Origin of the sequence: Streptomyces sp. NBC_00154, from assembly GCF_026342835.1 — a bacterium.
Classification (GTDB): domain Bacteria; phylum Actinomycetota; class Actinomycetes; order Streptomycetales; family Streptomycetaceae; genus Streptomyces.
Genome location: NZ_JAPEMI010000001.1, coordinates 1,503,284 through 1,518,104, shown reverse-complemented (window position 1 = coordinate 1,518,104; position 14,821 = coordinate 1,503,284). Strand labels below are relative to the sequence as shown.

Here is a 14,821-nt window from a genome sequence, read left to right as displayed (position 1 = left end):
CGACGTGGAACTCGCCGCACGGAGTCGCGCCGGTGGCCGGCCGGTCCGCCCCGACCCCGTACGCGCCACACGGCAGCCTTCCCTGTGGGATGAGGTGCCACAAGGCCACCCGAGGGGGTGGAATCGGCCATAACCCCCGTGGCAGATGTGCAGTGATTTGCTCCGAGGGGGCAGTGATACGGAGGGGACCCATGCCTGCGGGGCTTCGGTCGGGGGCGTGGCCGGGGCGGGCGGCTCACCGGGCGTCGCCCGGTGTGAGCCGGTCGCGCGCCGTGGTTTCGCAGTACGGCACACCGCTACCGTCGAGGGTGACGGAGAGGGCGCACACCGTGGTGCGTCCCCTCGGATTCGTACGTCCCCTGTAAAGGTGGAATACGTGAAGGCCATTCGTCGATTCACCGTGCGTCCCGTCCTCCCCGACCCCCTTCAACCGCTCAGCGACCTCGCCCGCAACCTGCGCTGGTCCTGGCACACCGAGACACGTGAGCTCTTCCAGGCCGTCGCCCCGGAGGGCAGCCGGGCGGCGGACTCCGACCCTGTACGTCTGCTCGGCGCCGTCTCCGCCGGGCGGCTCGCCGAGCTGGCCCGGGACGAGCAGTTCCTGCACCGGCTCAACAAGGTGTCCGGCGCCCTCCAGGAGTATCTGGACGGTCCGAGGTGGTACCAGGAGCAGCAGGCGCAGGGCACGGAACTGCCGGCCGCCGTGGCGTATTTTTCGCCCGAGTTCGGCGTGGCCGCAGCCCTTCCCCAGTACTCCGGCGGACTCGGCATCCTTGCCGGGGACCATCTGAAGGCCGCCAGCGACCTGGGCGTACCCCTCGTCGGGGTGGGGCTGCTCTACCGGCACGGCTACTTCCGCCAGAGCCTGTCGCGCGAAGGCTGGCAGCAGGAGCACTATCCCGTCCTCGACCCGAACGAACTGCCGCTCACCCTGTTGCGGGAGGCCGACGGAACACCGAGCCAAGTGGTACTGGACCTTCCCGGCGGCCGCTCGCTCCACGCCCGCATCTGGCAGGCCCAGGTCGGCCGCATCCCGCTGCTCCTGCTCGACTCCGACGTGGAGGAGAACGCGCCCGGCGAACGGGATGTCACCGACCGGCTCTACGGCGGCGGCAGCGAGCACCGTCTGTTGCAGGAGATGCTGCTCGGCATCGGCGGGGTACGGGCCGTACGGACGTACTGCCGGCTCACGGGGCACACGGAGCCTGAGGTGTTCCACACCAACGAGGGACACGCCGGCTTCCTCGGGCTGGAACGCATTCGCGAACTCTCCGGCACCGGGCTGGATTTCGACTCCTCGGTCGAGGCGGTGCGGGCCGGCACGGTCTTCACCACCCACACCCCGGTGCCTGCCGGAATCGACCGCTTCGACCGGGAGCTCATCGCTCGCCACTTCGGCGACGACGGTGAACTGGCGGGCGTGGGCGTCGAACGGATCCTGCAGCTGGGCATGGAGACCTACCCCGGCGGTGAGCCCGGTCTCTTCAACATGGCGGTCATGGGCCTGCGGCTGGCCCAGCGTGCCAACGGTGTCTCCACCCTGCACGGAGCGGTCAGCCGGAAGATGTTCGCGGGACTGTGGCCGGGATTCGACGCTGCGGAGGTGCCGATCACCTCGGTGACCAACGGCGTGCACGCGCCCACGTGGGTCGCGCCCGAGATCTTCGAACTCCGGGACCGGTACGGGGGCACGCCGGGACGCTGGGATGCGGCAGCCGGGATCCCGGACCGGGAGATCTGGGACCTGCGGCGGAACCTGCGCGAACAGCTGGTGACCGAGGTCCGCGAAAGGCTCTCCGCCTCGTGGCGCACACGGGGCGCGGAGCCGGCCGAACTCGGCTGGATCGACGGTGTGCTGGACCCGGACGTACTGACCATCGGCTTCGCCCGCCGCGTGCCCTCGTACAAGCGGCTGACCCTGATGCTGCGCGACCGTCCCCGGCTGATGGAACTGCTGCTCCACCCGACCCGGCCGATTCAGATCGTTGTCGCAGGCAAGGCACACCCTGCCGACGACAGTGGCAAGCGGCTGGTCCAGGAACTGGTGCGGTTCTCCGACGACCCCAGGGTCCGCCATCGCATCGTCTTCCTGCCCGACTACGGGATGGCGATGGCACAGAAGCTCTACCCGGGCTGCGACGTCTGGCTCAACAACCCGCTGCGCCCGCTGGAGGCGTGCGGCACGAGCGGGATGAAGGCTGCCCTCAACGGCTGTCTCAATCTGTCCGTGCTCGACGGCTGGTGGGACGAGTGGTTCGAACCGGACTTCGGCTGGGCGATCCCGACCGCGGACGGGTCCGCGATGGATGAGGACCGGCGCGACGAGCTGGAGGCGAATGCCCTCTACGAACTGATCGAGGAGCGGGTCGCACCACGCTTCTACGACCGGGGCGCCGAAGGGCTGCCCGAGCGCTGGGTCGAGATGGTCCGCCGCACGGTGGGCTCCCTGGGGCCCAAGGTTCTGGCAGGACGCATGGTGCGTGAGTACGTGGAGAGGTTGTACGCACCGGCCGCGCTGGCCCACCGCTCCCTGGACGCCGCCACGGCGCGGGAACTCGCGGACTGGAAGGCCCGGGTCCGTGCGGCTTGGCCGCGGGTCGCCGTCGACCACGTGGAGGCCGTGGCACCGAGCGCTGCGGGCAGTTCGGCCGAGCTGGGGTCCACGCTGGCGCTGCGGGTCCGGATCGCCCTCGGAGCACTGGAGCCGGACGATGTGGAGGTGCAGGCGGTGGCCGGGCGGGTCGACTCCGCCGACGCGATCTCGGATACCCAGGTCTTCCCGCTGAAGCCGACCGGTGGTCAGGACCTGGAGGGCCGCTGGTTGTACGAGGGGCCGCTCGCCCTCGACCGCACGGGGCCCTACGGCTACACCGTGCGGGTACTTCCTGCCCACCCGCTGCTCGCGACCAGCGCGGAACTGGGCCTGGTCGCCCTGCCGACGGAAGCGACGGGAGACGGTGCGGGCGTGCTGATGCGCTGATGTCCCGACACCTGGGGCCCGGTACCTGCGAGGTGCCGGGCCCCTTCGTTCTCTGAACGCAACGCCTTGACGTGTCCATGCGATGCATTTAGGTTCCTCACTCATTGCACAGTTCACAACTCGACTCGATGTTCATGTCTGTGAACTTAACTGGCTCTGACGAGAGTTGCTGAACCTCCTCCGCACCGGAAGGCACCCCACATGCGTACCGGATCCATCGGGCGTGGCCTCGGCCTCGCCACCGCACTGGCCGCCCTGCTCACCGCGGTCTTCATGGCCCCGGCCTCGGCAAACAGAGCCGCACCCGCCGACGGCCCGCAAGCGGTCAAGGCCGCCACGGTCGCGGCCCCAGCCTCCTTCACCCACCCCGGCGTGCTCGTCAGCCGCCCCCAGCTCGACTTCGTACGCGCCAAGGTGCAGGCCGGAGCCCAGCCCTGGAAGAGCGCGTACGACCAGATGCTGGCCAGCAAGTACGCCTCGCTCACCCGCACCGCAAAGCCACGCGCCATCGTGGAGTGCGGCTCGTACTCCAACCCCAACTACGGCTGCACCGATGAGCGCGAGGACGCGATAGCCGCCTACACCCTCGCGCTGGCCTGGTACATCACTCAGGACAGCCGCTACGCCCAGAAGTCCATCGAGATCATGGACGCCTGGTCGGCCGTGATCCAGGACCACACCAACAGCAACGCCCCGCTTCAGACCGGCTGGGCCGGCTCCTCCTGGCCCCGGGCCGCCGAGATCATCAAGTACACGTACGGCAGCTGGCCGAACTCCGGCCGTTTCGCCACCATGCTGCGCAACGTCTACCTCCCCAAGGTCATCAACGGCTCCAACAGCAACGGCAACTGGGAACTGAGCATGACCGAGGCCGCGATCGGCATCGCGGTCTTCCTCGAGGACCGCACCGCCTACGACAAGGCCGTCACCAAGTTCCGCGGACGTGTCCCCGCGTACATCTACATCACCGCCGACGGCGCTCTGCCGAAGACCGCACCGGGCAGCGGCCTCGACACGCGCGACGAGATCATCGGCTACTGGCAGGGACAGTCCACCTTCATGGACGGTCTCTCCCAGGAGACCTGCCGCGATCTCACCCACACCGGCTACGGCATCTCCGCCATCTCCCACATCGCCGAGACAAGCCGTATCCAGGGCCAGGACCTCTACCCCGAGATCGCCGAACGCCTGCGTCACGCACTGGGCCTGCACGCCAAGTACCAGCTGGGCGCGGCAGTCCCGTCGACGCTGTGCGGCGGCACGCTCAAGGATAACCTCGGGCCGATCACCGAAGTGGGTTTCAACGCCCTGCACAACCGGATGGGTATCGCCATGACCAACACCCAGACCCTCACCGAACAGCAGAGGCCCGCCGGATCCAACAACCTGTTCGTCGCCTGGGAGACCCTGACTCACGCGAACAACCCCAACTGACCTGTATTCAGCGGCAGGTTGTCTCGCGAAATGGCGAAACCGCCCGGGAGGAAGGAGAGTCCCTCCCGGGCGGTTCCGCTCATCGACTGCCCTGAACGTGCTGCTGGGTTCAGAAGGTCAGCTTGAAGCTGTTGATCGTGCCGACGTCCTGCGAGGCGACGTCCTGGACCTTCAGCTTCCAGGTGCCGTTGGCGACCTCGGACGATGCGTTGACGGTGTAGGTCGTCTGGACGTTGTCCGCCGAGTCGCTGGACGAGGAGTTCTTCAGCCGGTACGCCGTGCCGTCCGGAGCGACGAGGTCGATGACGAGGTCACCGCGCCAGGTGTGGGTGATGTCCACCCCGACCTGGAGGGTGCTGGGCGCGTTGCCCGTGACACCGGTGACGTTGATCGAGCTGGTGACGGCCGCGCCGTTGTCCGGGATGGCGACATGGGTGGTGTTCTGGAAGACGGTCCCGCCGCCTCCGCCACCGCTGCGCGAGCCGACGTTGACACCGGCCCAGGCGTCGGCCACCGCCTTGTACTCGGCGCTGGTCGTGCCGTACAGGTCACCGGCCGCAGCGAGGGTGCCGGTGCGGGCCGCCGCGTAGTTCGTCGTGGAGCTGAACTTGGTGGTGAGCGCCTTGAACCAGATCAGCGCGGCCTTGTCGCGGCCGATGCCGGTGACGGGCAGGCCGTCGGAGGTCGGGGAGTTGTACGAGACGCCGTTGATGGTCTTGGCGCCGCTGCCCTCGGAGAGGAGGTAGAAGAAGTGGTTCGCAGGACCTGAGGAGTAGTGGACGTCCACTCCGCCGATGCCTGAGTACCAGGCGTCCTTGGACGCGCCGTCCTTGCTCGGCTTGTCCATGTAGCGCAGCGGGGTGCCGTCGCCGTTGATGTCGATCTTCTCGCCGACCAGGTAGTCGCCCACGTCGGTGGCGTTGTTGGAGTAGAACTCGACAGCGGCGGCCATGATGTCGCTGGTCGCCTCGTTGAGACCGCCGGACTCGCCGCTGTAGACCAGGCCGGCGGTGGCGGAGGTGACACCGTGCGTCATCTCGTGCGCGGCCACGTCCAGGGAGGTCAGCGGTGCGGCGTTGCCGCTGCCGTCTCCGTAGGTCATGCAGAAGCAGCTGTCGTCCCAGAAGGCGTTGACGTAGTTGTTGCCGTAGTGGACGCGGGAGTACGCGCCGACGCCGTCGCCCCGGATACCGGTGCGGCCCTGCACGTTCTTGTAGTAGTCCCAGGTCTCGGCCGCGCCGTAGTGCGCGTCCGCCGCGGCCGTCTCGACGTTCGTCGGATTCCCGTTGCCCCAGATGTCGTCGGATCCGGAGAAGAGCGTTCCGGTGCCGGACGTGCCGTGGTTCAGGTTGTACGTCTTGTGGTTGCCGCGTGTCGTGTCGGTCAGCGTGTACGACGGTGCGGTGCCGAGCGTGACCTGGCCGCTGTACTGGGTGTTGCCGGTGCCGGTCTCGATGGCCTGCCACTCGTACAGCTTCGCGCCGGTGGACGCGTCGGTGATGACGTGCAGCTCGTTGGGGGTGCCGTCGTCCTGGAGCCCACCGACGACGGTCTCGTAGGCGAGCTGCGGCTTGCCCTGGGCCATCCAGACCACCTTGCGCGGTGCCCGGTCGGCGGCGGTCTTCTTGGAGCCGGCGGCCTTGGCTGCACCGAGAGCCTGCGACTCGGCCTTGGCCGGGGCGACATCGGCGGCGGTGTCGACGGCCTTCAGCTGGGCAGAGGTGGCCTTGGACGCCTTGGTGACGCTCTCGGTCTCACCGGCCTTGGACTCCTGGACGACCAAGTCCCCACCGAGGACCGGAAGTCCGCCGAAGGTGCGCTCGTAACGCGTGTGCGTGGTGCCGTCGTTGTCCTGGATGACATCGCGGACGACGAGCTTCTCCTGGGAGCCGAGACCGAGCTCCTTGGCCGTGGCCGCCTTGCTCGCGTTGGCCTCGCGGATCAGCTCGGCGCGCTGGGAGGGGGAGAGCTGCTTGGCCAGTGCCCCGTGATTGACACGGGTGGCGGCCGGGGCGGCAGCGGAACTGTCGGGCGCGGCGGCTGCCGTGCCCGACTGGATTCCTGCGGCGAGGAGGGCTGCTGCGGCTATCAGAGCGCCGGTCGCGGTGGCGCGACGGCTGGGCGTGGATCTCACGCGGACTCCTTCTGCGAGGGGGGTAACGGCGGCTGGGTGAGCCGTCCGGGCAGAGCAAGCAGTGCGCAGAACGGGGGAAGAGTGTCAGCAGATGGACGTCTCTGTCAGGACCGCGTCAACAACTTGGCCGGAATTCGTCCGTTGCCAGAAACGTCATGTTCGTTAAGCGGACGTTTCACCGATCATCACCGCGACGCCATCCCGGGGTCCGGTGCAGGCCGAATTCGAAGAGCGATCGAAGTCGAGCCCGAATGCATCGTGTTCGAACAGCGGGCTGGGTACGGGGTAGCGCCCGTCAGTCGAAATGGCCTCGAACTGTGGCTCGTTCCGAACCGTCCGCGGCCGGGACGTTCGCCGAACGATGCTGCCGGCCGCATCCGCTGCCGAGCCCGAGACGGCCGGCGGCGCGGTCATGGCGGCAGCCGCCGCTCTCTCCGTGGTCCTGTCGCGCAGGGCCGGCCCCGCGCCATGTTCACAACGACGGCGAGTGAGGCCCGTCGGCATGCCAGGAACGCCAGAGCGCCGCGTAGGCGCCGTCGGCGGCCACCAGATCGTCATGGGCGCCGAGTTCGGTGATCCGGCCGTCCTCCATGACGGCCACCCGGTCCGCGTCATGGGCCGTCTGCAGGCGGTGCGCGATGGCGATGACGGTTCTGCCTTCGAGGACGGCGGCCAGTGCCCGCTCGGTGTGCCGTGCGGTTCTCGGGTCCAGGAGCGCGGTGGCCTCGTCGAGTATCAACGTGTGGGGGTCGGCCAGTACGACACGTGCCAGCGCGAGTTGCTGGGCCTGTGCGCCGTCCGGGCGGTGTCCCGCATGGCCCAGATCGGTGTCCAGGCCGTCCGGGAGCTCGCCGGCCCACTCGGCGCCGACGGCGGCGAGCGCCGCACGCAGTTCGGCGTCGGTGGCCGACGGGGCTGCTATCCGCAGGTTGTCCCGGACCGTGCCGAGGAACACATGGTGCTCCTGGGTGACGAGGACGACCTGGCGGCGCAACCGGTCGGGCGTCAGGCCGGCCACCGGTACCCCGCCCACCGTCACCGAGCCGGTGCGTGGCACGTCCACTCCGGCCAGCAGCCTGCCCAGCGTGGTTTTGCCGGCGCCGGACGGGCCGACGATCGCCAAGTGCTCGCCGGGCCGGACCGTCAGATCGACTCCGTGCAGGACATCGGCGTCGTCGTCGCCCCGGCCGCCGTAGGCGTAGTGCACACCGGTCACCGCGATCCGGTCGTCCGCCGGTGTGCGGGAGCGGGCCGAGGGCACCTGCGGCACCACCCCGATCCCCTCGACCCTGGCAAAGGACGCACTGCTGCTCTGCAGTTGTTCGACCCGCTGCAGGATGGTGTCCAGCGGCTGGGAGAGCTGCCGCAGATACAGGGCCGCGGCGACCACCGCACCCAGGCTCATGGCGCCGTGGCTGTGCAGCGCACCACCGATCAGCAGGACACCGGCCACGGGAACGACATAGGAGATGTCCACGGCAGGGAAGAGCACGCTGCGCAGGAAGAGCGTGCGGGTCCGGGTGCGCCGGCACTCTTCGATCGCCCGGTGACATGCGTCGATACGGCTCTGCTGCAGCCCGAGCGCCTCGACGGTGCGGGCGCCGGCGGCGGTGGCCGCCAGCTGCTCCGCAAGTGCCGAATTGGCCGCACCCTCGGCGAGGTAGGCCGTGAGCGCCCGGCGCAGGTACCAGCGGACGGCGAACCAGATGCCCAGCAGCCCGAGCACGCCGCAGGCACCGAGCAAGGGGTCGAGCGCGAAGACCGCCCCGAGGATGAACAGCGCCTGGACCGCGGCGATCAACACATCGGGGCCGACGTCGCGGAGGGTGGTGCCGACCGCCGCGACATCCGTGGTGCCGCGGGTCGTCAGGTCACCCGTGCCGGCTCGCTCGACCACCGAGGCGGGCAGTGCCAGTGCGCGGTCGGCGAACTGCTCGCGGACGCGCGCCAGGGTCCGTTCGCCGAAACGGTGTCCGACCAGGCCGGCGTAGCGGGCCAGCAGGAGCTGCGCCAGGGCGAAGACCAGGATGGTGAACGCCAGCCGGTCCACGGTGCCGACTCCGCCGCCTGCCCTGACCTCGTCGATGACACGGCCGAGCAGCCACGGGGCGACGAGTCCGGCACCGGCGGCCAGCGCGTTGAGCGCGAGCAGCACGGCGAAGGCGCGGCCGTCCTGCCGGACGAGCCGGACCGCCGCGCGGCGGATCCGGAACGGTTCGGCGACCGGCAGAGCCCCGGACGGCGGCCGGGACCCTGCCGGGGCAGCGGACGAAGAGGCAGTCATGAGGTGGCCTCCTGGGGCGCAGGGCCGGCTTCGTCGCCCACGTGGACGGCGCCGTCATCGGCGCCGTCATCGTCCGTGCCACGGGACACCAGCAGGCGATAACCGGGGTGTTCGTCCAACAGGTCGCGATGGGTGCCGACGGCCGCGACGGAGCCGTCGACCAGGTAGTACACGGTGTCGGCCCGGTCCAGCACGAGAGGGGAGGTGCTGGTGACGACCGTGGTGCGGCCGGACCGTGCCGTGCGCAGCCGGGACGCCATGGCTGCCTCGGTGTGCGCATCGACGGCCGAGGTCGGCTCGACCGCCAGGAGAATCTCGGGATCGGCCAGCAGGGCCCGGACGAGGCGGACACGCTGCCGCTGGCCGCCGGAGAGATTGCGGCCCTGGGCGTCGACGGTGGAGCCGAGCCCGTCCGGCAGGCCGCGGACGATGTCCTGGGCCACGGCCGCGTGGACGGCGCGGTGGAGCGCCTCCTCGTCCCGGTCCCGGCTGCCGGAGATGACATCGCGCAGCGTGCCGGCGAACAGGTCGGCCTCGTTGTCCGCGACGAGAATCCGCGCGCGGACCTGGGCCGGCTCGATCTCGTCGAGTGGTGCGGTGCCCCAGGTCGCTGCCGACGCGGCAAAGCCGCCGAGACGGTCGATCACCGTCGCGGAGTCCGACGGCCGGGCACCGACCAGAGCGGTCAGCGTTCCGGGGACCACCTCGACCCCGGACTCAGGATCGTGGAGGACGGAGGGCGACTCGGGCCCGTCCAGAAGTGGCGAAGATGCCTCCCGGAACCCCGAATCGGGCTCCAGGGACAGGAAGTGGATGACTCTGCGCGCGGCGACCAGACCGCGGCTGATGTCGTAGCCGCCCTCGATGAAGGAGGAGACGGGCACGACGAGAACCGCCGCATAGCCGTACACCGCGACCAGTTCGCCGACGGTGATCTCGCCCTGCGCGGCCATCCGGGCCGCCAGCCAGGTCACGGCGCCCAGGAACAGGGTGGGCAGGCCGACGCCGAGTGCCTGGATCCAGCTGGTCACCGCCCCGACCCGGTACCCCTCCGCCTGCAGCTCCTGCGAACCGCGCCGGTAGCGTTCGGCGTAGACGTCCTTGCCGCCGATGCCGTTGAGGACCCGCAGACCGCCGGCGATGTCGGCGAAACGGGCGGCGAGGCTGCCCTGCCGGTCGCGGTACGCCGACTCGGCTCCCTGAAGCCGCCCCAGCAGCGGGCCGACCAGCACCGCGAGCAGTGGCACGCCCAGCAGCACCACCGTTGCGAGCAGCGGCGAGACGGTCAACAGCAGTGCGGCCACGACGACATAGGCGAGGACGGCGCCGACGCCGGGCCCGGTGACCGTCAGCGTATTGGCGATCACCGCGACGTCACCGAACCCGATGGTGACGATCTCGCCGGCCGTGGCCCGGCGCGGCAGCGCCGCGCCCAGCCTGGTCGCCTGGGCGACCACCACCCGCACCGTACGGAAGGCACCGTCGAGCCGCACCCTGGTCATCGTGCGGTGCCGCATGATGGCCAGCCAGGCGTTGAGCGCTCCGACACCCACCAGCGCCGCGACCCAGCCGACCAGCGCAGAGCGGCCCCCGGGCTGCAGCCCGTCGTCGATGGCGCGCGACAGCAGGTACGGCGGCAGGGTCAGGCAGATCATCCAGGAGCTGCCGAGCAGGGCCCCGGCGGCAACGCGGCGCCATTGACGGGTGACCAGCCACCACAGATACCGCCCGGGGCTGCGGAATTCCGGGGTCTCCTGGTCCGCATACGGACCGACCGGGCGATCCACGGGCTCAGTCATGTACGCACCATAGACCGCCGGTGCGGGAGGCCGACGGGGGAGACCGTCACCCGCGGTCGGTCTCAGGCCAGGCTCTCCCGCCAGGCGCGGTGGAGCCCTGCGAACCGGCCTTTTCCACCGATGAGTTCGGACGGGAAGCCGTCCTCCACGATTCGGCCGTGCTCCATCACCAGCACCCGGTCCGCGATCTCCACAGTCGACAGCCGGTGGGCGATCACCACTGCGGTACGGCCGTGCAGCACCGTGTCCATGGCGCGCTGCACCGCACGTTCGCCGGGGATGTCGAGGGAGCTCGTCGCCTCGTCGAGAATCAGCACCGCCGGGTCGGCGAGGAGGGCGCGGGCGAAGGCGACCAACTGGCGCTGGCCGGCGGAGATCCGCCCGCCCCTCTTCCGTACGTCCGTGTCGTATCCGTCGGGCAGACTGCTGATGAAGTCGTGCGCCCCGATCGCCTTCGCGGCCTGCTCGATCTCCTCGGGAGTGGCGTTCGGGCGGCCGATGGCGATGTTCTCGGCGACCGTCCCGGAGAACAGGAAGGCTTCCTGGGTCACCATCACCACACCGCGCCGCAGTTCGGGCGTGGCGAGGTCCCGGAGATCGGTCCCGTCCAGCAGCACCCGGCCGTCGGTCGGGTCGTAGAACCGGGCCAGCAGCTTCGCGAGCGTCGACTTCCCGGCGCCCGTCGAGCCGACCACGGCCACGGTCTGGCCTGCCGGGATCGTCAGATCGAAGCGGGGCAGCACTTCGCCGCCCGTTCGGTAGGCGAAGCTCACCGAGTCGAAGACGACGTCCCGGCCCGGCTGCTCACCCGTGCGGGCAGGCAGCTCCCGCGGGTTCGCGGTCTCCGGCACGGTGGGGGTCTGGGCCAGCAGGCCTGCGATCTTCTGCAGCGAAGCCGCGGCCGACTGATAGGAGTTGAGGAACATGCCGAGCCGGTCGATCGGGTCGTACAGCCGTCGCAGATAGAGCACGGCCGCCGCGAGCACGCCGAGTGCGAGAGCTCCGGAGGCGACTCGGTACGCACCCCACAGCACGATCCCGGCCACCGCCGTGTTGGCGACCAGCCGGGAGCCGACGACGTAGCGCGCCATCTCCAGCAGCGCGTTGCCGTTGGTCCGGCAGTGCTGCTGGTTGAGCCTGTCGAACTCGGCGTCGTTGGTGCGCTCGCGGCGGAAGGCCTGGACGGGACGGATTCCGTTCATCGTCTCCGCGAACTTCACGATGACCGCCGCGATAGCCGTCGACCGCGCAGCGAAGATCACACCGGCCCGCCGCTGGTAGAGCCGCACCAGCGCATACAGCGGTACGAACGAGACGACGGCGACCGCACCGAGATCGAAGTCCAGCCACAGGAGCATCAGTGAGATGGACACGAAGGAGAGCACGACACCGATGAGTTCTTGCAGGCCCTCGCTGAGCAGTTCCCGCAGCGACTCCACATCCGTGGTGGAGCGGGAGATCAGCCGGCCCGAGGTGTAGCGCTCATGGAAGTCCACACTCAGCGCCTGCGCGTGGCGGAAGATCCGTCCGCGGAGATCGAGCAGCACGTCCTGGTTGATCCGGGCGGAGGCCTGGATGAACGTGTACTGCATGCTTCCCGCGGCCGCCGAACACAGTGCGTATCCGATGGCCACGGCGATCAGCGGTCCGTAGTCCTTGTCCCGGAACGCCGGCACGCCGCTGTCGATCGCGTACGCGACGAGCAGTGGGCCGGCCTGGACGGCTGCCTGCTGGATCAGCAGGAACAGCGCGGCGACCACCACCCGGCCCCTGAGCGGGCCGAGCAGGGACACCAGCAGGGTGCGGGTGGCGCCCCGGGGCGTGGGCAGGTCGTCCCGGTCGAAGGGGTCCCCGGCCCCAGCCCCGGCGTCGACGGCGGGGTCGGGTTCCAGGCCGGTGGCTTCGGCCTTCGGCCGCGGGCCGCCACCCTGCCCAGGACCTTTCCCGGCACCTTTCCCGGCACCCGTCCCGGCACCCGTCCCGGCACCCGTCCCGGCACCCGTCCCGGCACCCGTCCCGGCACCCGTCCCGGCACCCGTGCCGGCACCCGTCCCGGCACCCGTGCCGTTCAGGTCGCGGGCCTTGATCTCCGTGGCCGTAGCCGTGCCCGCGACCGTGTTCGTGCCCGCTCCGGGGCTTGTGACCGGTTTTGTCATTGCGCCCTTCGTGGCGGCGGCCGTCGACTCCGGGCCGGCCCCGGGGCGGTTCCCGTCGTCGCCGTCCGTCCCTGTGGGACACCCTGTCGTCGCATTGGTCATCGGGTACTGCCCTCCTCGGCAGGGACGTCCATGGCACGCACGCCGGCGTCGGACATGTATGCGGTACCGGCGTCCTCGGCGGTCACGTCGTCGGTGAGCTCGGCGGACACCGAGCTTCCGGCGCCGGACATCAGCCAGGCGTACTCGGCGTTGCTGCGCAGCAGTTCCTGATGGGTGCCGACTGCGCTGATCCGGCCCTCCGACAGAAGCGCCACCCGGTCGGCGAGCATCACGGTGGACGGCCGGTGGGCGACCACCACGGCCGTGGTCGATTCCAGCACGTGCCGCAGGGCGGCCTCCACCAGCGTCTCCGTATGCACATCCAGAGCCGAGAGCGGGTCGTCGAGCACCAGGAAGCGCGGCTGTCCGACGACGGCGCGAGCCAGTGCGAGGCGCTGCCGCTGACCGCCGGAGAGGCTGAGACCCTGCTCGCCGACCTGGGTGTCGATGCCGTGCGGCAGGTCGTACACGAAGTCGGCCTGCGCGATCGACAGCGCCCGCCGCAACTCGTCCTCGCCGGCATCCTCGGCGCCCATGAGAACGTTCTCCCCGACGCTTGCCGAGAAGAGCGTCGGCTCCTCGAACGCCACGGACACCAGCTCACGCAGCCGTTCGCGCGGCAGGGTGGTGATGTCGGTACCGTCCAGCGTGATCCGCCCGGCGGTGACGTCGTGCAGTCGCGGTACGAGTGCGGTGAGCGTCGTCTTCCCGGACCCGGTGGCCCCGACCAGGGCCATCGTCTCGCCGGGGCGGATCCGTAGATCGATCCGGGTCAGTACGGGTACGGACCCGGCCTCGGCGTCCGGGTAGCGGAACTCGACGCCTTCGAAGACCATCCCGCCGTCCGCGGAAGACTCCGGGGATGACTTCGTGGACGTCCCCGCGGACGGTTCCTCGTTCAACTCCCCGGCCGTCTCGCGTTCCTCCGCCACGTCCATCACCTCGAAGAACCGCTCGGTCGCCGTGGCCGACTCCTGGCTCATCGCCAGCAGGAAGCCGATCGACTCGACCGGCCACCGCAGCGCCAGCGCCGTCGAGAGGAAAGCGACGAGCGTGCCCGCCGACAGTCCGCCGTCCGCGACCTGGATCGTGCCGAGCACCAGTGCCGCCCCGATCGCCAGCTCGGGGATGGTGGTGATGAACGCCCAGATGCCGGCCAGCAGCCGTGCCTTGTCGAGTTCCGTACCGCGCAGCCGCTGCGAGAGACCACGGAAGGCCAGGGCCTGGCTGCGGTGCCGGCCGAAACCCTTGATGATGCGGATGCCGAGCACACTCTCCTCGACAACAGTCGTCAGATCGCCGACCTGGTCCTGCGCCTTGCGCGCCACCACCGCGTACTTCGTCTCGAAGACCGAGCAGAGGATCACCAGCGGCACCACCGGAGCCAGCAGCACCAATCCCAGCGTCCACTGCTGCACCAGCAGAATGATGAAACCGGCCAGGATCGTGGTGGCGTTGACCAGGAGGAACGTCAGCGGAAAGGCCAGGAACATGCGCAGCAGCATCAGATCCGTGGTGCCGCGCGACAGCAGCTGACCCGATGGCCACCGGTCGTGGAAGGCCACCGGCAGCCGCTGCAGATGCCGGTACAGGTCGGCCCGCATGGATGCCTCGACGCCCGCCAGCGGCCGCGCCACCAGCCACCGCCGCAGTCCGAAGAGCAGCGCCTCGACGATGCCCAGCAACAGCAGGTAGAGCGCGCCGAGCCAGACTCCGCCCGGATCGTGGTGCGCGACCGGGCCGTCCACGATCCACTTCAGTACGAGGGGTATCACCAGGCCGAGGCAGGAGGCGATGATCGCCACGGCAGCCGCGCCGGACAGGCGGATCCGTACAGGCTTCACGTAAGGCCACAGCCGCAGCAGGGAGCGCGCGGCGGACCGGTCCTTGGGCTCTACATGGTTTTCGGGCATCAGGGGCGAGCCTACGGTT

7 protein-coding genes are annotated in these 14,821 nt (G+C 69.9%); 2 read left to right on the top strand and 5 right to left on the bottom strand.

Going from position 1 to position 14,821, the window contains the following annotated elements:
• Nucleotides 1-376: 376 nt before the first annotated feature.
• Both glgP and OHA03_RS06595 read left to right on the top strand, forming a co-directional pair.
• A complete protein-coding gene (gene glgP, locus OHA03_RS06600) occupies nt 377-2,980 on the top strand; it encodes an alpha-glucan family phosphorylase (RefSeq protein ID WP_267001676.1) in 2,604 nt (867 codons plus the stop codon).
• A 201-nt stretch (nt 2,981-3,181) separates the two neighbouring features.
• Nucleotides 3,182-4,414 (top strand): alginate lyase family protein, encoded by a 1,233-nt coding sequence (locus OHA03_RS06595; protein WP_267001674.1) that lies wholly within the window; start codon nt 3,182-3,184, stop codon nt 4,412-4,414.
• A 109-nt stretch (nt 4,415-4,523) separates the two neighbouring features.
• Here OHA03_RS06595 and OHA03_RS06590 read toward each other — a convergent pair whose 3' ends face one another.
• From OHA03_RS06590 to OHA03_RS06570, 5 genes are all read right to left on the bottom strand, one after another.
• On the bottom strand, nt 4,524-6,548 hold the full coding sequence (locus tag OHA03_RS06590; protein ID WP_267001672.1) for a M4 family metallopeptidase: 2,025 nt from the start codon (nt 6,546-6,548) through the stop codon (nt 4,524-4,526).
• 472 nt (nt 6,549-7,020) lie between these two features.
• A complete protein-coding gene (locus OHA03_RS06585) occupies nt 7,021-8,832 on the bottom strand; it encodes an ABC transporter ATP-binding protein (protein ID WP_267001670.1) in 1,812 nt (603 codons plus the stop codon).
• Nucleotides 8,829-10,631: an ABC transporter ATP-binding protein gene (locus tag OHA03_RS06580; RefSeq protein WP_267001668.1), complete on the bottom strand. Its 1,803-nt coding sequence runs from the start codon at nt 10,629-10,631 to the stop codon at nt 8,829-8,831. Before OHA03_RS06580 ends, OHA03_RS06585 begins: the two co-directional genes overlap by 4 nt.
• Before the next feature lie 62 nt (nt 10,632-10,693).
• Nucleotides 10,694-12,889 (bottom strand): ABC transporter ATP-binding protein, encoded by a 2,196-nt coding sequence (locus OHA03_RS06575; RefSeq protein ID WP_267001666.1) that lies wholly within the window; start codon nt 12,887-12,889, stop codon nt 10,694-10,696.
• On the bottom strand, nt 12,886-14,802 hold the full coding sequence (locus OHA03_RS06570) for an ABC transporter ATP-binding protein (protein WP_267001664.1): 1,917 nt from the start codon (nt 14,800-14,802) through the stop codon (nt 12,886-12,888). Before OHA03_RS06570 ends, OHA03_RS06575 begins: the two co-directional genes overlap by 4 nt.
• Between the last annotated feature and the right edge of the window lie 19 nt (nt 14,803-14,821).